At 65.6% G+C, this 20,034-nt stretch carries 19 protein-coding genes; 11 read left to right on the top strand and 8 right to left on the bottom strand.

Annotated elements, in window-relative coordinates; translation table 11 throughout:
- Positions 1 to 11: 11 nt before the first annotated feature.
- On the bottom strand, positions 12 to 446 hold the full coding sequence (locus R2N16_RS12650; RefSeq protein ID WP_316666047.1) for a PaaI family thioesterase: 435 nt from the start codon (positions 444 to 446) through the stop codon (positions 12 to 14).
- 291 nt (positions 447 to 737) lie between these two features.
- Between R2N16_RS12650 and R2N16_RS12645 the strand changes: the two genes are divergently transcribed.
- A complete protein-coding gene (locus tag R2N16_RS12645) occupies positions 738 to 1,865 on the top strand; it encodes a porin (RefSeq protein ID WP_316666046.1) in 1,128 nt (375 codons plus the stop codon).
- An 18-nt stretch (positions 1,866 to 1,883) separates the two neighbouring features.
- Here the strand turns inward: R2N16_RS12645 and R2N16_RS12640 are convergent, their stop codons facing one another.
- Entirely contained in the window at positions 1,884 to 2,945 is a 1,062-nt protein-coding gene (locus R2N16_RS12640) for an ABC transporter substrate-binding protein (RefSeq protein WP_316666045.1), read from the bottom strand.
- A 147-nt stretch (positions 2,946 to 3,092) separates the two neighbouring features.
- On the opposite strand from R2N16_RS12640, the gene R2N16_RS12635 reads away from it, so the two are divergent.
- Both R2N16_RS12635 and R2N16_RS12630 read left to right on the top strand, forming a co-directional pair.
- A complete protein-coding gene (locus R2N16_RS12635; RefSeq protein WP_316666043.1) occupies positions 3,093 to 3,773 on the top strand; it encodes a response regulator in 681 nt (226 codons plus the stop codon).
- Complete coding sequence (locus R2N16_RS12630; protein WP_316666042.1) at positions 3,751 to 5,202, top strand: sensor histidine kinase; 1,452 nt, start codon at positions 3,751 to 3,753, stop codon at positions 5,200 to 5,202. Before R2N16_RS12635 ends, R2N16_RS12630 begins: the two co-directional genes overlap by 23 nt.
- 15 nt (positions 5,203 to 5,217) lie before the next feature.
- Here the strand turns inward: R2N16_RS12630 and R2N16_RS12625 are convergent, their stop codons facing one another.
- The gene (locus R2N16_RS12625; RefSeq protein WP_316666040.1) at positions 5,218 to 6,879 is read right to left on the bottom strand and encodes an S-layer protein; all 1,662 of its coding nucleotides are present in this window, start codon (positions 6,877 to 6,879) and stop codon (positions 5,218 to 5,220) included.
- A 721-nt stretch (positions 6,880 to 7,600) separates the two neighbouring features.
- On the bottom strand, positions 7,601 to 8,080 hold the full coding sequence (locus tag R2N16_RS12620) for an RrF2 family transcriptional regulator (protein WP_316666039.1): 480 nt from the start codon (positions 8,078 to 8,080) through the stop codon (positions 7,601 to 7,603).
- A 230-nt stretch (positions 8,081 to 8,310) separates the two neighbouring features.
- Between R2N16_RS12620 and R2N16_RS12615 the strand changes: the two genes are divergently transcribed.
- The 5 genes from R2N16_RS12615 to R2N16_RS12595 all read left to right on the top strand — a co-directional run bounded on the left by R2N16_RS12615 (position 8,311) and on the right by R2N16_RS12595 (position 13,278).
- Positions 8,311 to 9,516, top strand: coding sequence for a globin domain-containing protein (locus R2N16_RS12615; RefSeq protein WP_316666038.1), 1,206 nt, complete (start codon positions 8,311 to 8,313; stop codon positions 9,514 to 9,516).
- A 20-nt stretch (positions 9,517 to 9,536) separates the two neighbouring features.
- Positions 9,537 to 10,751, top strand: a complete 1,215-nt coding sequence (locus R2N16_RS12610) for an NnrS family protein (protein ID WP_316666037.1) — start codon at positions 9,537 to 9,539, stop codon at positions 10,749 to 10,751.
- A gap of 73 nt (positions 10,752 to 10,824) precedes the next feature.
- On the top strand, positions 10,825 to 12,282 hold the full coding sequence (pdxR, locus tag R2N16_RS12605) for a MocR-like pyridoxine biosynthesis transcription factor PdxR (RefSeq protein WP_316666036.1): 1,458 nt from the start codon (positions 10,825 to 10,827) through the stop codon (positions 12,280 to 12,282).
- A 78-nt stretch (positions 12,283 to 12,360) separates the two neighbouring features.
- The gene (locus R2N16_RS12600) at positions 12,361 to 12,798 is read left to right on the top strand and encodes a carboxymuconolactone decarboxylase family protein (RefSeq protein ID WP_316666035.1); all 438 of its coding nucleotides are present in this window, start codon (positions 12,361 to 12,363) and stop codon (positions 12,796 to 12,798) included.
- Between the two features lie 48 nt (positions 12,799 to 12,846).
- The gene (locus R2N16_RS12595) at positions 12,847 to 13,278 is read left to right on the top strand and encodes an SRPBCC family protein (protein WP_316666033.1); all 432 of its coding nucleotides are present in this window, start codon (positions 12,847 to 12,849) and stop codon (positions 13,276 to 13,278) included.
- 4 nt (positions 13,279 to 13,282) lie between these two features.
- Here R2N16_RS12595 and R2N16_RS12590 read toward each other — a convergent pair whose 3' ends face one another.
- Together R2N16_RS12590 and R2N16_RS12585 are read right to left on the bottom strand one after the other, a co-directional pair.
- Entirely contained in the window at positions 13,283 to 14,584 is a 1,302-nt protein-coding gene (locus R2N16_RS12590; RefSeq protein WP_316666032.1) for an MFS transporter, read from the bottom strand.
- A 172-nt stretch (positions 14,585 to 14,756) separates the two neighbouring features.
- A complete protein-coding gene (locus tag R2N16_RS12585) occupies positions 14,757 to 15,641 on the bottom strand; it encodes a LysR family transcriptional regulator (RefSeq protein ID WP_316666030.1) in 885 nt (294 codons plus the stop codon).
- Between the two features lie 113 nt (positions 15,642 to 15,754).
- On the opposite strand from R2N16_RS12585, the gene argC reads away from it, so the two are divergent.
- Both argC and R2N16_RS12575 read left to right on the top strand, forming a co-directional pair.
- Positions 15,755 to 16,687 (top strand): N-acetyl-gamma-glutamyl-phosphate reductase, encoded by a 933-nt coding sequence (argC, locus tag R2N16_RS12580; RefSeq protein ID WP_316666029.1) that lies wholly within the window; start codon positions 15,755 to 15,757, stop codon positions 16,685 to 16,687.
- 166 nt (positions 16,688 to 16,853) lie between these two features.
- Complete coding sequence (locus tag R2N16_RS12575; protein WP_316666028.1) at positions 16,854 to 17,690, top strand: bifunctional allantoicase/(S)-ureidoglycine aminohydrolase; 837 nt, start codon at positions 16,854 to 16,856, stop codon at positions 17,688 to 17,690.
- Positions 17,691 to 17,775: 85 nt separating this feature from the next.
- Here R2N16_RS12575 and tam read toward each other — a convergent pair whose 3' ends face one another.
- Positions 17,776 to 18,555 (bottom strand): trans-aconitate 2-methyltransferase, encoded by a 780-nt coding sequence (tam, locus tag R2N16_RS12570; protein ID WP_316666026.1) that lies wholly within the window; start codon positions 18,553 to 18,555, stop codon positions 17,776 to 17,778.
- Positions 18,556 to 18,653: 98 nt separating this feature from the next.
- Here tam and R2N16_RS12565 point away from each other — a divergent pair, with 98 nt between their 5' ends.
- A complete protein-coding gene (locus R2N16_RS12565) occupies positions 18,654 to 19,550 on the top strand; it encodes a LysR family transcriptional regulator (RefSeq protein ID WP_316666025.1) in 897 nt (298 codons plus the stop codon).
- A gap of 57 nt (positions 19,551 to 19,607) precedes the next feature.
- Here R2N16_RS12565 and R2N16_RS12560 read toward each other — a convergent pair whose 3' ends face one another.
- Positions 19,608 to 19,916, bottom strand: coding sequence for a hypothetical protein (locus tag R2N16_RS12560; RefSeq protein ID WP_316666024.1), 309 nt, complete (start codon positions 19,914 to 19,916; stop codon positions 19,608 to 19,610).
- Between the last annotated feature and the right edge of the window lie 118 nt (positions 19,917 to 20,034).

Genomic DNA, 20,034 nt, shown 5'->3' with positions numbered 1-20,034 from the left:
GTGAATCGGGGTTACGGACGGCGGATGACACACGTTGCCGTCGCATGTGCCAGCAACGTTCCGTCCTGCGTCTTGAGGGTGCCCTCCGACACGCCGATCGTGCGCGAGACATGCAGCACGCGCCCAACGGCCACCAGCGGCGTATCCACCGGCACCGCCTTCACCATCTTCACGTTCAAGTCGACCGTGCCGTAGCCGACGCCGGCTTCGAGCATGGTGTGCACCGCGCAGCCCGTCACTGAATCGAGCACCGTCGCCGCAAAGCCGCCGTGCACACCGCCCAGCGGATTGAGGTGGCGCTTGTCGGCCTGGGCACTGAAATGCACGGTGCCCGCTTCGATGACGTCCATTGTCATCGGGATGGTTTCACTGATGGAGGCGCGCGGCAGTTCACCGTGCGACATGGCCTGCAGCAATTGCAGGCCGGTCATTTGGGACGGATGCATGGGCGGAGTCTGGTGGAGTTGAGGTGCGGTGACTCGACACTCTACCGCGAGCCCGATTGCCAGGGCTGCAATGCGTTGCATTGGAGGGCGCAACAACCCACGCCTGCGCACACGTCCCAATGCGGGTAGACCCTAGCGTTGCGCGCACGCCGACGCGAAAGGCTCCAGAAAGGTGCCCCCTTCTACGCTCGCCCAGCGATTGCATCGGGCGGTCTGACCCACTGCCCTTGCGCGTTTCCCAAAGCCGGCATCACGACCGGACACCATCACCCACAAAGGAAGGAGACTTCAATGTCCCGCATCAAGTTTGCCCTTGCGGCAACTGCAGCCGCAGCGGCTACGCTGGCCACCAGCGGCGCTCATGCCCAGTCGAACGTGACGCTCTACGGCCTGATCGACACCACCATCAGCACCGTCAACAACACCAACGCTTCAGGCGCGCGCACCACCGGCTTCCAGATCCCCTGGTTCTCGGGTAGCCGCTGGGGCCTGACCGGCAAGGAAGACCTGGGCGGCGGTACGTCGGCCATCTTCCGCCTGGAATCGGAGTTCGAAACGCCGACCGGCAACATGGACACGCCGGGCGTGCTGTTCAACCGCGATGCCTGGGTGGGTCTGTCGAGCGAATCGCTGGGCAAGCTGACCTTCGGCCGCCAGAACGCGATTGCCCGTGATATCTCTGCCATCTACGGCGACCCGTACACCAGCGCCTCGGTGGGGCTGGAAGAAGGCGGCTACACCAACACCAACAACTTCAAGCAGCTGATTTTCTACGCAGGCAGCGCCACCGGCACGCGCATGAACAACGGCGTGGTGTGGAAGAAGATGTGGGGCGGCCGCTTCCTGACGGCCCTGGGCTACCAGTTTGGCGAAGTGCCGGGCCAGTTCACGCAAGGCACCACCGAGTCGCTCGCGCTGGGCTACAACGGCGACAACTTCCATCTGGCGGGCTTCGCGCAACAGGCCAAGGTGGGCGGCTTCATGGACCGCTCGTACTCGGTGGGCGGCAACGTGATCATGGGCATGTTCCGTGTCAACGCGGGCTACTTCCACTACACCGGCGAGCAACCGGCTGCGCTGGGCAATCGCAAGGACGACGCCTACACGCTGTCGCTGAAGATCGCTCCGCAAGGCGCGTTCGACTACGAAATCGGCTACCAGATCATGAAGGCCGACAATGCCGCCTTCAACGCCGACGGCAACACGCTCAACGCGTACGCCAGCGTGGTGGGCGCCACCGCAGCGGGCAGTGGTCGCAAGAACACGCTGTACGGCTCGGTGTTCTACCACGTGTCCAAGCGCACGGAGTTCTACGTGGCGGCCGACTACATGAAGCTGAAGGACCAGTACATCGTGGGCGGTACCAACGGCCACAACAGCCAGACGGAGTTCGGCGTCGGTATGCGCACGCGCTTCTAAGCGAGTGCTTGTCTTGAGCTAGCGGCGCTCGCGCACCTGATCGACAAACTTGTTGGTGTAGGTGCGCGAGAGGTCGATGTGCTTGTCGCGCGCGTTGGCATTGCTGGCAGCGAGGACGCGCAGGACGGTGGGTGGGCCGTCGTCCGGCATGCGTCCGTCGGTGCTGAAGGTGGGCAACGCGGCGGCAAGCGCTTTTGTGTAAAGCTCGGGATGATCGCGCCGGAATTCAGGCGGCATGCGGGCGGCAATATCTTCCGCGCCATGTGCGTGCATATAACGCAGGGTGCGCACGAATGCGCGGGCCAGTTTGGCGGCGATGTCCGGATGCGCTTCCAGCCATTCGGTCTGCAAGTACAGACACGCGGCCGGATACGAGCCGCCCAGCGCGGCACGCGTGCTCTCCAGTGTGCGCAAATCCAGCAGCACGCGGGCTTCGCCGCTGTGCACAAGGCGCGAGACCGTCGGGTCGGTGGTCATGCCGGCATCGATGCGGCCGCTGCGCAGTGCGGTGACGAAGCTGCGTTCGGCGCCAACCGGCAGCATGGTGTAGTCGCCGGCCGAGAGGCCCTGCTGCGCCAGCAGGTAACGCGTGAGAAAGCTGGTGGATGCGCCCAGCCCTGTCACGCCCAGCGTACGGCCGCGCAGATCCCGCATCGATTGCACTGTCGCCGGCAACCGTGTCGACACGACTTCCGCTTCGCCCGGCACCTGGCTGAATACGACAATGGCGCGCACTTCCTTGCCCTTGGCCTGCAAGTCAATGGTGTGGTCATAGAAGCCCACCACGCCTTGCGCAAAGCCGGTGAGCAGTTCGCTCTCCGCATCGACCCCGGCAGGCTGCGAGAGCAGTTCCACCTCCAACCCTTCGTCGCGGAAATAGCCCAGGCGTTGCGCCAGGGTGGCCGGCAGGTAGATCATCTTGGCGGTGCCGCTGACCATGAGCGTCAGGTGCGTCGGGTCTTGTGCGAGGGCGTGTGAGGTTGCTACCGCCAGCAAGACCGAGGCGACCCACCTCGGCAACGCCGTGATCCAGCACCGGAGGCCGTGCGCACGAGCCCTCCTGCAGGTAAAAACACCCATTGAGTTGTCTCCGGCTCTTTTGTAGATATCAGTATCGCGCGGTCCGGATTTGGTGAGTGATGTTTCCGGCGCGCGTAGGCAGCCGCCACCATTCTAGGAAGCGGCAACCCACAAATCGCTTTCATTTTCCGGACGCGCTGTTTTCGCATGAAGCTGCTCCTGATCGAAGACAACGCCCCGCTGGCGCACTGGCTCTCCGAAGCCCTGCGCCGCGCCCATTTCACCGTGGATCACGCCACCGATGGCGAATCCGCTGACACCCTGTTGCTTACGCAACACTACGATGTGGTGCTGCTCGATCTGCAATTGCCCACGTTGTCGGGGCAAGGTGTATTGCAACGTTTGCGCGGCCGGCGCAACCCGGTGCCAGTGCTGATCCTCACGGCCAGCGGCGGGATCGACGACAAGGTCGCATGCCTGGGGGCCGGCGCCGATGATTACCTGGTCAAGCCGTTCGAGATTCGCGAGCTGATTGCGCGCATCCAGGTGCTGGTGCGGCGCAGCGCCCCCGATCAGTCGGTCGAACTGCAATGCGGCGACCTGACGTACCACACCGGCAGCCGTACCTTCCATCTGGCCGGCCAGCCACTGGTGCTGCCCGCGCGCGAGCACACCGTGCTGGAAATCCTGATGCTCAAGCTGGGGCGCACGGTGTCCAAACCGGCGCTGGTAAACGGCGTGTTTGGGATGGACGACGAAGCCAGCCCCGAGGCCATCGAAATCTACATCCACCGCCTGCGCAAGAAGCTGGAGCATTCCTCCGCCACCATCGTCACGCTGCGCGGCCTCGGTTACCTGCTGCGCGATGCCTCCGCCGCGCAGTCCTGATCAAGCGCCCGCGCAGTCCGCCCCGACGCGGGCGCGCAGCCTGCGGGCACGGCTGGTGTTGTGGTTGGCATTGCCGCTGGTCGTGTATGTGGCGGCCGATGGCTGGCTCGACCTGGCCGCCGCGCGCCACAACGCCGATCTCGTGCACTTCCATGCGCTCGACACTGCCGCGCAGATGATCAGCGGCCAGATCGAATGGGACGAAGGCCGCCTGCGCGTGTCGGTGCCGCCGGCTGCGCTGGCGGTCTTTGCCGCGCCCGAAACCCCCGTGCGCGACCAGGTTGCGTACCAGGTCAGCACCGAGCACGGCCGCCTGCTGGCCGGGCGGCTCGACTTCGGCACGCGCCCCGCGTTTGACGCGGCCGGCCTGGCCGATGCCGGCACCTATACCGATACCGTGGAAGGCCAGCCAGTGCACGTGGCCGCCGTGGTGCGCACCATGTACGACGCCGGCCGCACCGAGCGCGTCGTCACGCGCGTTGCGCAAACCATGAACGGGCGCGACGCGATGATCCGCCAGTTGTGGTGGCCCGCCACCGTGCGCCAGCTCGCGCTGGTGGGGCTGGCACTGGCGATGATCCTCATCGGCCTGACGCTGGAGCTGCGGCCGATCTTGCGGCTGGCCGGCAATGTGTCGGCACGTGCACCCACCGACCTCGCACCGCTCGACCCCGCTGGCTTGCAGCACGAGTTGCAGCCGATTGCCGGCGCATTCAACCAGTACCTGCAGCGCATTGCCGACAACGCGATCACGCAGAAGCGCTTCATTGCCGATGCCGCGCACCAGATGCGCACGCCGCTGGCGATTCTCGATACGCAAATGCAGGTGGCGGCGCAAACCAACGCAGATGCCGCGCTGCACGAAGTGCTGAGAGCCGCACGAACAAGCACGCGCAACTTGGCGGATCTCATCAACGACTTGCTGTTGCTGTCACAGGCCGAAGCATCGGCTGCGACGAGCGAGGCGGTGGACCTCTCGCAGGTGGCGCGCACCGTGCTGGAAGACCTCGCGCTGCTGGCTGATGGCCGCCGGATCGATCTGGGGATCGAGCCTGCCGAGCAGCCCGTGTGGACGTCGGGCAACCGCACGCTCATCGCGGCCCTGCTCTTCAATCTGGTCGACAACGCCGTGCGTTACACGCAAGAAGGCGGCCGCGTGACGGTGCAGGTGTCGGCGGATTACGGTTGGGCCGTGCTGACCGTCACGGACAACGGCCCCGGCATTCCGCCCGAGGCGTACACACGCGTGTTCGAGCGCTTCACGCGTCTGGAGGGCACGCAGACCCAGGGCAGTGGCCTGGGCCTGGCGATCGTGCGGCAGATCGTGGATCGCATGGGCGGCCAAATTGCGCTGGCGCCCGGGCCGGGTGGCGTCGGGCTGGCGGTGACGGTCTGGCTGCGGCGGACAAGCGCGCCCGCCGCAGCCTGAGTCACCGCCCCTGCCTTACTGGACCGACACAAACACCGGGTTCGAGTAGAACCACAGATCGTTGTAGTTGCGATCGTTGATGGCGTTGAAGCGCGCGGCGTTTTCCGTCACCACGGTCTTCTGGTCGGGCAGCGGGTTGCCGTTGCTGGTTTCGCCCGACACGTTCATGCCGAGGTTGGTGCCGCGCAGGCGGAAGTACTGGTTCTTGGCGGCCGTATAGGTGTACGTGATGCTGTTGTAGCCGTCAGCATCGACCTTCCAGTCGGCCTTGGTGAAGGTGGCGACGACCTTGGTGGAGTCGTTGGTGTCCTTCGCATAGGCCGCCGTGCCCGATGCGGCTTTGCCCGTCACGTCGCCCGCGATGAGGTCGACGTGATCCACCACGGGACGCATGTTGACCTTGAAGCCGCTGCCCAGCGGGTACTCATAGTTGTTGTGATCGGGGCTCTTGAAGCGGATGGTGATCGTCACCTTGTCGCCGGCCTTGGCCGCCAGCGTGCCGCCCATGTCGGCTGACGTGGCCGGGGTGGCAGCACGGAAATCCAGCGCGTTGATGAGGTCGCCAAACACGGCGAACGATTTGCCCGAGCGCATGGCCGCCAGCAGCGTCTTCAGGTCGGTGCTGGTGCCCGGCAGCCAGAGGTAGGTCTTGGCGTATTCGCCGGGGTAGTAGCCGCTGCTGAACTGCTGTGTGGCATCCACTTCAAAGTGGTGGTCGGAATCGGCAAAGTTCCAGACGCGGCGGCCCTCGCCGAGCAGCGCATCCCAGATGCCGCCGACTTGCGCGACCACGTAGTCGACGCCGCCGTAGGTGCGGTTCTTCAGGTTGGCATCGACATAGGCGCTGGTATAGCCGCCGCGGTCGGGCTCCATCTGGTTGCCGACCATGCCTTCGATGCCGAACATGATGTCGGGCGCGGTGTCGTTGAACTCGCGGAAGTCCGCCACCGTGTACTTGCCGGGGTTGCGCGACGGGTGATTGATCAGCCCATAGCTGGTGTTCGGGTAATTCGTCTTGAGCCATTTGAAGGCATTGACCACATCGGCATGCGTGGTGCCGGCACGCGGGCCTTCCTGCTGCCATGCGGTCACATCGTTCGGATCGAATAGCGATGCGGACTGCTGCGTGAAGAAGTACTCGAACTTGTTCAAGCCCTTGGCCGACGTCTGCAGCTTGTCGGTCCCTTCAAAGATGCCGACGTTCAGGTGGTCGTGCGTGGGCATGTCCCATTCGGCAGCGGAAAAGATCAGCTTGCCCGCGTACTTGCCTGCCGCTTGCGCCTGCGCAATGGCGGGCATCTCGTACTTTGCGATCCCGGCCGACGCCGCAATGGAGCCACCCGCCAGCGTGGCGCCCGTGGCGTCGCGCGGCGACGGACGCAGGTGGTTCGATACGGCCATCCAGTCGAGGCTGTTGAGGTCAAACGCGTGGTCAAGCACCGTGGACAGCGGCGTGACGGCATCGACGGACTCCGCCGTGTGCACGTGCAGGTCGCCCGTGGTCCACATGCCCTGCGGCTTGGCAGGCTGTGTCGGTGTGGTGGGGGTCGTGGGTGCCGGCGTGGTGCCTGCAGTAGTCGTGGGGGCGGGGTCGTCACTGCCGCCGCACGCGTACAGGCCGAGTGTCATGCATGCCGGCACCGCAATCGCGAGCAGCGTTTTCTTGGTCGAAAGCATTGTGGTTTCCTGTCGATTCGATGAGGTCGGGCAAACGCCTTCGGCCACCCATGCGTGTGGGCGGTTTATGCACGACTAAAACGTTTGCGCGGCCGAATCTTGGCGACAAACCATGACGATTTAGTGACGATCTGGTGTGAAAGCCGGTAACGATGCAGCGGGAAACGAATCGCTTCGACACGCAAACAGCGCGCAAAGAAAACGGCCCCGACAAGGGGCGGTCTACATTGCGCTTGCGGCTTGGTGTCAGGGCGCGTCGTTGGCGGACGTATCGCGCTCTTCCTCACCGGCGGGTCTCGTCCGCTACTCCGGCTTCGCGCACAGTCGTGCCTTCAGTATCGGGTTCGGGCACATCGTCAGGAAGGTATCGTCGGCGGAGCCCAGTTCGACCCTGTTGTCGAACTCGGCAACGTGGTTGCCGATCGACTAGCCGGGGCACTCGCAAGCCATCTTGGCGTTCTCGATGACTTGGATGGAGTTGCACCAAGCCTGGTACTCCAGCGCGCGCGCCAAGTCCCACGCAAACCAAACCTCGGAATCGTCCCCGGTCAGTTGCCGGGTGTTGCGGAATGTTCGTACGTGTGGGGTGTCGCCACGTTTTCGCTCATTCCCTGCTCACAGATCTCCGCAGTTTGCGGGGCAGACAATTTAGGTGGTGTCAGGTAAACACGCCGTCAAACGGGGTGGCTGCGCGGCGCGTGACGGCAGCTAGGACACGTGCTTAAGCTGTCACGCCTTTGCGCCTGGCCGCGCGCGGCATCGGCAGCGGTGCCTCCCCCAACGCCCGGCTGACCGCGTTGGGTTTGTCGACGAGATCCTGCAGCGTATAGCCGTCGAGCACTTCAAAGTACGCCTGCAACGCCGCGTGCAGCACCCCTCGCAGGCCGCACACGCGCGTGATGACGCAGTGGTTGTCGTCGCCGTGGAAGCACTCGACCATGCGGAAGTCGGGCTCGGTGGCGCGCACCACATCGCCCAGGTTGATTTCGGCTGCCGGGCGGCCGAGCGTGATGCCGCCCGCGCGCCCCCGCACGGTGTGCAGGAAGCCGTCCTGCCCTAGCTGCTGGACGATCTTGATGAGGTGGTTCTTGGGAATGTCGAAGGCATCCGCAATGCGCTGGATCGTGACGAGTTCGTCCGGGTGCACAGCCACGTAGATCAGCGTGCGCAGGGCGTAGTCGGTGTAGTCGGTCAGTCGCATGGCGGGCGTGCGGGGTTGCCGCAGGTAAAAACATTCATGAGAGGCACATCTTATCGGGAAGTTGCCGACAAGATGCGCCGGTTTGCCGCAGGTCAATTTGTTGCATCACAAATATACGTTTAATAGAATCCAATGCAAGCGGTTGCCTGAGCACCAGGCCATCCAGAACAAAGCGTGACGGCGCCCCCCGTCTTATTTGTTGCATATTTCACGCATATTTGGAGTCCAGCATGCTGTCCGACAAGTCCAAGCCCTACATCGATGCCAGCGTTCCCGTGCTGCGCGAGCACGGCTTGACCATCACCCAGACCTTCTATCGCAACATGTTCGCCAGCCACCCCGAGCTGACCAACGTGTTCAACATGGGCAACCAGGCCAATGGGTCGCAGCAGCAGTCGCTGGCTTCGGCGGTGTTTGCATACGCCGCCAACCATGGCAACAACGCGGCGCTTGGGCCCGTGGTCAACCGCATCGTGCACAAGCATGCCGCTGTGGGCATCAAGCCGAGCCACTACCCGATCGTGGCGCGCCACCTGCTGGGTGCGATTGCCGAAGTGCTGGGCGATGCCGCCACGCCCGATCTGCTCGCTGCCTGGGACGAAGCCTACTGGCTGCTCGCGGCCGAGTTGATCGCGGCGGAAGCGCGCCTCTACCAGCACACCGGCAGCGGCCCCGACCATCGCCAGCCGGTGCGCATTGTCGAGCGCCGTCAGCAAGCCGAAGACGTGGTCTCGCTCACGCTCGAAGCCGTGGGGGATGCGCCGCTGGCCGATTTCCTGCCGGGACAATACATCTCGGTGCAAGTGGAGCTGGCGCCAGGCGCGCTGCAACAGCGCCAGTACAGCCTGTCGGATGCGCCGAATGGCCGCACGTGGCGTATTTCCGTCAAACGCGATGCGGGGGATGCCGCTCGCCCTGCGGGCACCGTGTCGAGCTGGCTGCACGCCAATGCGCGCGAAGGCGGCGTTCTGCTGGTCAGCCAACCCTACGGCGACTTTGTGCCGCAACTGGCGACCGACAACCCGATCGTGCTGATGTCGGCCGGTGTTGGCATCACGCCGATGATCTCGGCGCTCAATACGCTCGCGCAGCAGAACAGCGCGCGCAAGATCGTGTTCAGCCACGCCGGTCGTGCAGCGTCACATGTTGCCCACGCCGATGATCTGGAGCGTGCGGCACAAGCGCTGCCGGCGTTCGAGGCGCACGTGTTTCTGGAGTCCGGCGAAGAGGCGGAATTCGCATCACGCCCGGCCCAGCCGGGCCGCATGACGGTCGACACGTTCGTGCGCGACAACGCGCGGGAAGCGGACTTCTATCTCTGCGGCCCGCTGCCGTTCATGCAGGCACAGCGTGCGGCGCTGCTCGCCAGCGGCGTGCCGTCGGAGCGCATCCACCGCGAAGTGTTCGGCCCTGACCTGCTGGACGACATCCTCTGACCTGAACCACGGAATTCACCATGCCCCGCCACGCCCCGTTGCTCACCATCGGCAAGCCCGACCCGGCCAGCCGCGTGCCTTACGCGGGGCGCGCTGTGTTCGCGCTCGGCTTCCGGCCGTTCTACCTGCTGGCGGCAGCGTTTGCTGCGCTGGGCATGGCATTGTGGGCAGCGTTGCTGTTGGGCGTGCTGCCGTCGGCGCAGGGCCCGACCACCATGGCGCCGCTGTTCTGGCACGCGCACGAGATGGTGTTCGGCTTTGCGGCGGCGGTGGTGGTTGGTTTCCTCTTCACTGCGGGCAAGAACTGGACGGGCCTGCAGACGCCACAAGGCGCACAACTCGCCGCGCTGGCTGCGCTGTGGTTGGCGGCGCGAGTGCTGATGTGGACGGGCCCCGTGCCGCTGGCTGTGGCTGCGGATGTGGCGTTCCTGCCGGCGTGCGGCGTGGCGTTCCTGCACGTCTTGCGGCGCGCGAAGAGCGCACGCAACTATGGCTTGGCGATCGCGCTGCTGGTGCTCGGTGCGGTCAACGCCGCGTTCCATGCGGCGCTGGCCCTGGAGGCGCCGCTGGTGGCATTGCGCTGCCTGGATGCAGCCGCCGGGCTGGTCTGCCTGTTCGTCACGGTCATCGGCGGACGTGTCATCCCGATGTTCACGTCCAACGCGGTCCCCGGCGTGCATGTACGCCGTGTGGTTTGGGCCGAACGCGCGATCGTGCCGGCGACGGTGCTGGCGGTCGCCATGCTGGCGACGCCGCTTCAAGGCATCGTTCCCGCGATTCTGTTTGCGGCGGCGGCAGTCGTGCAGGCCGTCCGCTGGGCAGGCTGGGACACGCGCCGCACGCTGCGCACGCCCATCGTGTCCATCCTGCATGTGGCGTATGCCTTCCTGCCGATCGGCTTTGCCATGTTGGCCGCCGCAGCGCTCGGCTGGGGCGATCGTTCCACCGCGCTGCATGCGCTCACGGCAGGGGCCATCGGTGGCGCCATCATCGCGATGATCACCCGCACCGCGCTCGGCCACACCGGCCGGATGTTGCGCACGGGCTGGGCAGAGAATGTCGCCTATGCCGCCATCGCGCTGGCCGCACTCGTGCGCGTGGCGGGCCCTGCGCTGCTGCCGCGCGAGGTGTGGATCGGCGGGGCGAGCGTGCTCTGGGTGGCGGCGTTCGTGGCGTACCTGTGGCGCTACACGCCGTGGCTGATGGCGCCGCGCGCCGACGGCCGGGAAGGCTGAGCTTCAACCCGGCCCCTCCTGCCCTCGGCAGCTTCCGTAGAATGGCGCAGCTCCTTCGCACACTGCGCCCACGATGGATGTCCATTTGACGATCCACGGTCGGCATGACCTTGCCGGCCAGCTTTATCGACAACTCCGCACCGCCATCCTCGATGGCCGGCTCGTGCCGGGCGAGCGCTTGCCTTCCACGCGCGACCTGGCGCTGCAGATCGGTGTGTCGCGCAAGACCACGCTCGACGTATTCGAACGCCTTATCGCCGAGGGCTATCTGCGCCCGCGCGCCGGTTCCGGCACCTTCGTCGCCGAAGCGACCGAAGGGTTGCGCACCCGCACGCCGGCCGCCTCGCCCGCTGTGCAACTCGCGTCGCCCACGCCGCCTGCACGCACCTTCGACACGCCCTGGAACAACATGCCTGCGGTGCTGCCCATGCCGCGCGCGAACATCGTCTACGACTTTGTGGGCGGAGTGACCGAGAAGCGCCTGTTCCCGTTCGACGTGTGGCGCCGCTGTGTTGCGCATGCATTGCGCCAGCAGGCGCGTGGGCGCGGCGGCTATCACGACCCGGCGGGCGATCAGGCGCTGCGCCTGGCCATCTCGCGCTATCTCGCATTCAGCCGCGCGGTGGTGTGTGCGTGGGCCGATATTGTCGTCACGCATGGCGCGCAGCAGGCCATCGACCTGATCGCCCGCGTGCTGGTGCGCACGGGCGATACGGTAGCGATCGAAGACCCGGGTTACCCGCCCGCGCGCATTGCGTTGCAGGCGCTGGGTGCCAACGTCGTGCCGGTGCCGGTCGATGCCGAAGGCCTGATCGTCGATGCGCTGCCCAAGCACGCCAAGCTCGTCTACGTGACACCGTCGCACCAGTTTCCGCTGGGCATGCCGATGAGCCTCGCGCGCCGCGCGCAACTGCTCGACTGGGCGCAGCGCCATGACGCGCTCATTGTGGAAGACGACTACGACAGCGAATTCCGCTTCGACGGCCGACCGATGGAATCGCTCAAGAGCCTGGACGCCGCTGGTTGCGTGGCTTACGTGGGCACGTTCTCCAAGACGATCTTTCCGGAGCTGCGCATCGGCTACGTGGTGCCGCCGGCCTCGCTGGTGGCGCCGCTGCGGCACGCCAAACAGGTGGCCGACTGGCACAGTGAATCGCTCATGCAGGCGGCGCTCGCCAAGTTCATGCTCGATGGCGATTTCAGCAAGTACCTGCGCCGCATGCACAAGGAATACGCGGCGCGCCGCAATGCGCTGCTGCGGCATCTGCGTGGCCCGCTGGCGCCGTGGCTGGCGCCCGTGCCGTCGGCGGCGGGCATTCACATGGCAGCGCAGTTGCAAACGCCGTTGCCGGAAGCCGAGCTGGTCAAGCTGGCTGAGCGCGTGGGCGTGGGGTTATACGGTACCGCCCGGATGTATGTGGCGCGGCCGCCGCAGCCCGGGTTGCTGATCGGCTACGGTCATGTGAACGTTGCGGAGATCGACACGGGGCTCGGCAAGCTGGCAGAACTGCTGGCTACGGTGGCTACCTGATATTCATGCGGATTGGCAATTTCAAGGTGCCACCGCGGCGCCTAGACTGGCTTCCGTTCTCAAGCACAGGAGCCACTCATGGAACCCCGCCTCGACTTCTATCAAAGCAATCCCGCGGCCATCCAGGCTGTCATGGGCCTGGAAAAAGCGCTGGGCAAAAGCACGCTGGAAAAACCGCTGACCGAACTGGTGCGCCTGCGCGCCTCGCAAATCAACGGCTGCGCCTATTGCGTCGACCTGCACACCGCCGATGCCCGCAAGGGCGGCGAAGACAGCCGCCGCCTGGCCACCGTGTCGGTCTGGCATGAAACCCCCTTCTTCACCGACCGCGAACGCGCCGCGCTGGCGTGGACGGAAGCCGTTACCCTCGTCGCAGAAACCCGCGTGCCCGATGACGTCTGGCAGGTTGCGCGCGCGCAGTTCTCCGATGCCGAACTGGTCGACCTCACGCTGCTGGTCAGCACCATCAACACGTGGAACCGCCTGGCCATCAGCTTTCGCAAGCTGCCCGCCTGAGTGCCGCATATACTGCCTCGCACGGCGAGCGCCGCACACGGAGGCCACATGCTGCACAACGTCCGCACCCTGAGCATCAATGTCGAGCGCCACTTCGATGACGTAGCCATGTTTCTGGCCGAGCCGCTGAACTTTCCGATCTGGGCGACCGGCCTGTCGGAAGGGCTCGCGCCCGGTACGCAGAGTTCGGGCGCGGCTCCCGACGAGTGGATCGCCAAGGCCGCGCCCAACAGCGACGAAGGCAGCGTGTTCATCCGCTTCAGCCCGCCCAATGCGTTTGGCATTGCCGACCACTGGGTCCGCCTGCCGGACGGATCGACCATCTACGTGCCACTGCGCGTGGTGCGCAACGGCGCCGGCACCACCGTTTCGCTCACGCTGTTTCAGCAACCCAACATGGACGACGCACAGTTCGAGGCCGATGCCGAATGGGTGCAGCGTGACCTGGTGAAGCTGAAGACGGTGCTGGAAGCCGAATAACCGCTCAGGCCTTCTCCGCCTGCGGCGCTTGCGGCACCGTTTGCGGACCCGACGCTCCGGCGGGTGTTGCTGGTGCAGTCAGCGACGGGTCGCCATGCGTATCCGTCCCCTTCACCTGGCTCACCCAGAACACGCAGAACAACCCCGCCGCCACGGCCAGCCAGCCGTTGAGGCCATAGCCCTCGATGCGGCCGCCGGCGCCGCCGGACAGCAACAGCCCGCCCAGCCACGCTCCCACGCCGGTACCCACTGACATCACCGCGCTGTTGGCCGACAGGAACGCGCCGCGCACCTGCGGGGCGGGCACGGTCGTCATCAGCGCCTGCATCGGCACCATGCGGCTGGAGAGGATCACCATGAAGAACGGGAAGAACAGCAGCATGCCGATGAAGGGCCAGTCAGGCAGATGCGTCATGACCAGCACCGGGATGAACGCCAGAAGTGCGGCGCCCACGAACACGCGGCGGCGGCCGTAGCGGTCGGCCAGCTTGCCCACGGCACGCGAACTGAAGAACGACGCCGCGCCGCCCGCCACATACAGCCACGACAGGTTTTCGGGCGGCACCCCATGGTTGGCCACCAGCACCGGCGAGATGAACGGAATCACCATCATGTGCGAGCCCATCATCACGAAGGTCAGCACAAAGGCGCGCAGATGGCGCGGGTTGGTGAGCAACTGCCACAGGCCCGAGAGGATCTCGCCCAGCGTCTGGCTGCGCTGGCCTGCCAGGTGTTCGGCCAGCGGCGGAATGGTCTGCCGCGCGCCCACCCAGATCAGCACCGTGAGGGCCGTCAGCAGGAAGAACGGCGCCGACCAGCCGAAGTGCGCGCCAATGGCAATGCCCACCGGCACGCCCGCCATGGCCGCCAGCGCAAACGACGACATCACCACGCCCGTGGCCGCGCCGCGCCGCGCGGGCGGAATCACGTCTGACAGCACCGCCATGATGATCGACCCGAGCACGCCGCCCGTGAGGCCCGCAAACGCGCGGGCGAACAGCAGCATGCTGTAGCTGCCCGACAGCGCACAGGCCAGGTTGGCCAGTGTGAAGAGGCCGTAGACGGTCAGCAGCAGGCGCCGCCTGTCAAAGCGGTCGACATAGGTGGCGGCCAGCAGGCCCGAGGCACCCGAGCACAGCGAATACACCGACACCGCCGTGGCGAACGCCGCCGGGCCGATGCCAAACGTATGCATGATCTGGGGGCCAAGCGGCATCATCACCATGAAATCCATGATGACGGTGAACTGCGTGAGCGCGAGCAGCCAGAGCAGCCGACGCTCGCGCGAGGAATCAAGTAAGGGCATGAGAGCGAACGAAGAGAGGGAGAGGACGGCGCACGCAGGCAGCCGGAATCGGCTCGCTCGCACACCGCATTGTATCGAAAAACATATCTTACGATAGTTGTCGCGACACAAGAAGTCAAACTTTATTCAAGCGGATTCTGCGCCTCGTCACGGTGTCGAGGCGCGCAATGGGCTATTTCGCCCGCAGCATCCAAAGCACGTCGAGTACGTGCTGCGTCGATCGCTCAACGTGACCGGCCCGGTGCGCGATGCCAAGCTCACGCCACAGCGCGGGCCGCAGCGGCCGCATGGTGATGCGCGCGTCCGACGGCGCGGCGGAGGCCTCGTGTGGCAGCAGCGTTGCGCCATAACCGGCCGCGACCAGGCTCTTGATGGCGTCGTTGTAGTTCAGCTGGATGCGCGGCACGGGGTGATGACCGCCAGCGGCGAACCACTCGGTCGTCTGGCGCGAGAGTCGCGTGGTGGCGTCGTTCAGGATCAGCGGCTGGGCCGCGAGCCACGCGGGCGTGATGCGCGCCGGGCTCGCCCAGTGCGCGGGCAGGAAGGCCATCACCGGATCGCGCCGCCACGGCTTGATTGCCAGCCCGGCCACCTGCGATTGCGGCAGCGCCACGAGGCCAATGTCGAGCGCGCCATCCGCCAGACCCACCAGCGTTTCGTGCGAAGTGAGCACCGCTACCTGCACGTCGATGCCGGGGTGGTCTTGCCGCAGCACGTCCAGCGCCTGTGGCAGCAGATGGGCGATGGCGCCGGTGGAGGCACCGAGCCGCACGCGTCCGCTGAGGCCCTGCACCTGGCGTTGGATGTCGTCCAGCGCCTGCTCGGCATCGGCGAGCAGCTTGCGGGCGCGCTCCACCATCACCTCGCCGATGGCGGTGGGCTGCACCTGCCCGCGCTTGCGGGAGAGCAGCGGCGCGTTCACGCGAACCTCTAGCTCGGCAATGTGCAGGCTGACAGTGGGCGGTGCCAGATGCAGCGCGCGCGCCGCGTCGGCAAATGACCCGCGGTCGGCCACTTCCACGAGGGTGCGCAGACGGTCAAGGCTGATTTCTCGCATGATTCAAAAAAGCTGAATGTGATCGTTGTGAAATGCAACTTTTCCTATTCTAGGTTGCGCTCGAAGATGGGGGCTTGCAATCACCCCCCCTCTTTCCATTGGAGCGCCCCGCCATGTCCACTCCCCTCGTCTTCATTGATGGCGACCAAGGCACCACCGGCCTGCAGATTCACGAGCGCCTGCGCGGCCGTGTGGCGCGGCAGGATCTGAAACTGCTGACGCTGCCGGCCGACGCGCGCAAAGATGCGCACCGCCGTGCCGAGGCCATCAACGCCTGCGATATCGCCATCCTGTGCTTGCCCGATGCGGCCGCGCGCGAGGCGGTCGCGGCCATCGTCAACCCGAGCGTGCGCGTGATCGATGCCAGCTCCGCGCATCGCACCACGCCGGGCTGGATCTACGGCTTTCCGGAGATGGGCGAAGGGCAAGCCGCACGCGTTGCCGCAGCGTCGCGCGTGACCAACCCCGGCTGCTACCCGACCGGCGCGATCGGGCTGCTGCGCCCGCTCGTGCAAGCGGGCCTCGTGCCGGCGGATTACCCGATCAGCATTCACGCCGTGTCCGGCTATTCGGGCGGTGGCCGCGCTGCGGTGGACACCTATGAGGGGGAGGATGCAGCGAATGCACCGCCGTTCCAGGTGTACGGGCTGGGCCTCGCGCACAAGCACACGCCGGAGATCCAGTTGCACGCCGGGCTCGCGCAGCGGCCGATGTTCGTCCCTGCCTACGGCGCTTATCGCCAGGGCATCGTGCTGACGGTGCCGCTGGAGCTGCGTCTGCTCAACGCAGACGTTGACGCGGCAGCGCTGCACGCGTGTCTGGCCGACCACTACACCGGTGCACCGCATGTGGAGGTGATGCCGCTGCATGTGTCATCCGCCTTGCCGCATCTGGACCCCCAAGCGCTCAACGGCACCAACAACATGCGTCTGGGCGTGTTCGCCAACCACCATGGTCAGGTTTTGCTGACGGCGGTGTTCGACAACCTCGGCAAGGGGGCCGCAGGCGCGGCGGTACAGAACCTCGACCTGATGCTAGCGGGTTGATTGGCGCATTGCAGGCACCGTCCGCCAGTGGCAAATCGAATGGAAGTCATCGCAACATTTAATTGGTCGATCGTGACCGACTTCGCTATCGTCAACGCCGCCCGTGTACGAACCGCCCGATGCTGTTTGCGCCCGGGGCCGGACCAACCCATTGCCTGAATGCAATATGTCTAAAACAACGTATTACGCGCCGCATGGCGGCCATCCGCCGCAAACGGATCTGCTGACCGATCGCGCGATGTTCACCGAGGCGTACGCGGTGATCCCCAAGGGGGTGATGCGCGACATCGTCACGAGCTGGCTGCCGTTCTGGACCCACACGCGCCTGTGGGTGATCGCCCGCCCGCTCTCGGGTTTTGCCGAGACCTTCTCGCAATACATCGTCGAGGTGAACCCGGGCGGCGGCAGCGACAAGCCCGAGCAGGACAAGAACGCCGAAGCCGTGCTGTTCGTCGTTGAAGGCGAAGCCGAGCTGACGCTGCAGGGTCAGAAGCACACGCTCAAGCCGGGCGGCTACGCGTTCATTCCGCCGGGCGCAGACTGGACGCTGCACAACGTCAGCGATGCTGCAGTGCGCTTCCACTGGATCCGCAAGCACTACCAGGTTGTCGACGGCATTCCGCTGCCGGAAGCCTTCGTGACCAACGAACAGGACGTCGAGCCGATCCCGATGCCGGGCACCAACGGCGCGTGGGTAACGACGCGGTTCGTCGACATGAGCGACATGCGCCACGACATGCACGTGAACATCGTGACGTTCGAGCCGGGCGGCGTGATTCCGTTTGCCGAGACGCACGTGATGGAACACGGCCTGTACGTGCTCGAAGGCAAGGCTGTCTATCGCCTGAACCAGGACTGGGTCGAGGTCGAAGCCGGCGACTTCATGTGGCTGCGCGCGTTCTGCCCGCAGGCATGCTATTCGGGTGGCCCCGGCCGCTTCCGCTACCTGCTGTACAAGGATGTGAACCGTCACATGAACCTGACCCTGAACCCGTCGCGTTAAGCGTCGCGGAGGTCAGACAGGAAAGCCCGCCGGTGTAGGCCGTCGGGCTTTTTCATGGCCGGCGATTCTGTTGATGGAATTGCGACTACTTGCGCGTGGCCACGATGAACAGGCGCGGGAACGGCAGCAGTACTGTGCCATCTTCGAATGTCGGGTAGGCGTGGGCGATCGCGTCCCGATAGCGCGCGAGGAACGCGGGGCGCTCGTCCTCGTTCAGCGCTGCCAGGAAGGGCCGCAGCGCGCTGCCCTTGAACCATTCGACCACCGCATCCGCGCCGCCGAGCAGCGGGTGCATGTACGTGGTCCGCCACACGTCCACGCGCGAGCACAGCGGCGAGAGCAGTGCGTAATAGCGGCGCGCATCGAAGCGCTCCGTGCGCTCTGCGCCCTTGAGCTTGTCCGCCCACGGCCCTGCAGCGGCCACTTCGCGCATCAGGCGGTGCGCCGGCTCATCGAGGTTGTCCGGCATCTGCACGGCCAGGTGGCCCCCCACCGCAAGCTTGCCGACGAGCCTCGGAAACAGCGTTTCGTGTGCTGGCAGCCATTGCAGCACCGCATTGGCGAGGATCAGGTCGTACGCGCCGGGCTCATTCCACGCTGCAATATCGGCAACGTCGAAGCGCACGTCGGGCAAGCGCTTGCGTGCGGCTTGAATCATGTCGGCCGAGGCGTCGATGCCACGAACGGCCGCGCCGGGCGCACGCGCCATCAGCGCTTCCGTCGAATTGGCCGGTCCGCAGCCGATGTCGATGGCGATATGGATGGGCGTGTGCGGCACGGCGGCCAGCAGGTCCCGGACCGGTCGCGTGCGCTCATCCTCAAATTGCACGTACTGCTTTGCGTACCAATCGCGTGAGGTCGTCACGATGCGCTCCTTGTCGTTGTTTGCCCGATGCGGAAAGTGTCCGGATTCTTGATCGATCAGTAAAATGAATTCAATTTCCAGATTGATTCATAACGCTGATGAAAATCGATACGCTGGGCGTGCAGGCATTTGTGGCGATTGCGGAGTGCGGCAGCTTTACGCAGGCCGCAGACATGCTGCACGTCACGCAGACCGCGATCACGCAGCGCTTGCGCAAGCTGGAGGCGTTTCTGGGCGTTGCCCTGCTGGAGCGCACCACGCGCCGGACCGAGCTGACGGAAATCGGTCAACGCTTTCTGCCGCAGGCGCGGCGGCTGCTCAACGAGTTGTCCGATGCGCTGACGGAGATTCGCGAGACCGGCCTGAGCCAGCGCGGCGACATCACGATCGCGTGCGTGCCGACGGTGGGCGTGCAGTATTTGCCGCGCATCTTGCGGGCGTTCTCGGAGCATCGGCCGCACGATCGCGTGAAGATTCTTGACCATGCATCGGCATCTGTACTGCAAGCCGTGCTGCGGCGTGAGGCCGAGTTCGGCATCAGCATTGCGGGCGACCAGCATCCGGAGCTGGTGAGCGTGCCGTTGACGAGCGATCCGTATGTCCTGGTCTGCCGCGACGATCATCCGCTGGCCAAGCGACGCCGCATCCGATGGCAGGCCTTGCAGCCACACCCGCTGATTCTTGCCGGCGAGGTGAGCGGCAACCGCAGCCTGCTCGACGGCGCGCTCAAGGCCAGCGGCGTGACGCTGCATTCGTTCTACGAAGTGCAGCGCAGTTCAACGGCGCTCGGGTTGGTGGCGCAAGGGCTGGGCGCGGCGGTGGTGCCGCGGCTCGCGATTCAAAAGAATGCGTACCCGATGATCCGCACGGTGGAACTGGTCGAGCCGGAAGTCTCGCGCACGCTGGTGCTCGTCACGCGCAAGGCAGCGCAACTGTCGCCAGCGGCGCGTGCCCTCTATGACCGGATCGTCGACGGGGCAACGCCCGGGACGTAATGCTGGCGCAGAGGGCCCGTGTGTCGCACCGGCCCCTCTCATGCCATACGCGGCCACTCACGCGCGCGCGCCGTCGGGGCTGCCGGGGTAGCTCGTATCGCCGCGCCATGCGAGCACATCATGTGCGCTGGTTTGCCGATCCGCGCCTTGCGCATACGGGTCGAAGCGATCGTACTTCCACGACAGATTGCCGTAGGTGTCGGCCTGCCGATCTGCGCCTTGCGTGAACGGGTCTGTCTTGTCGACGGCGCCTTGCGTATAGGGGTCGAATCTGGTCTGGGCGGCCGAGGCCGGTTGCGCGATGAACAGCGCGGCAGAAGCGGAAAGCGTGGCAAGCAAGGCCAGGGTAAGGCGGCGGGTGTGCATGGTGAACTCCTCGTGCGGTGAACGTGCCGCCGGAGGCGGCATCCCACAGGTTGGTCGCGGTACTCATGCAAACCTGACACTGCATCGACGAAAAACATGCCGCACCAGCCTGTACCTG

The sequence above is a fragment of the Ralstonia psammae genome (genome assembly GCF_958405935.1).
GTDB classification, from domain to species: Bacteria; Pseudomonadota; Gammaproteobacteria; order Burkholderiales; family Burkholderiaceae; genus Ralstonia; species Ralstonia psammae.
The sequence above is the reverse complement of the archived record's forward strand: the minus strand, read 5'-3'. Positions and strand labels throughout refer to the sequence as shown.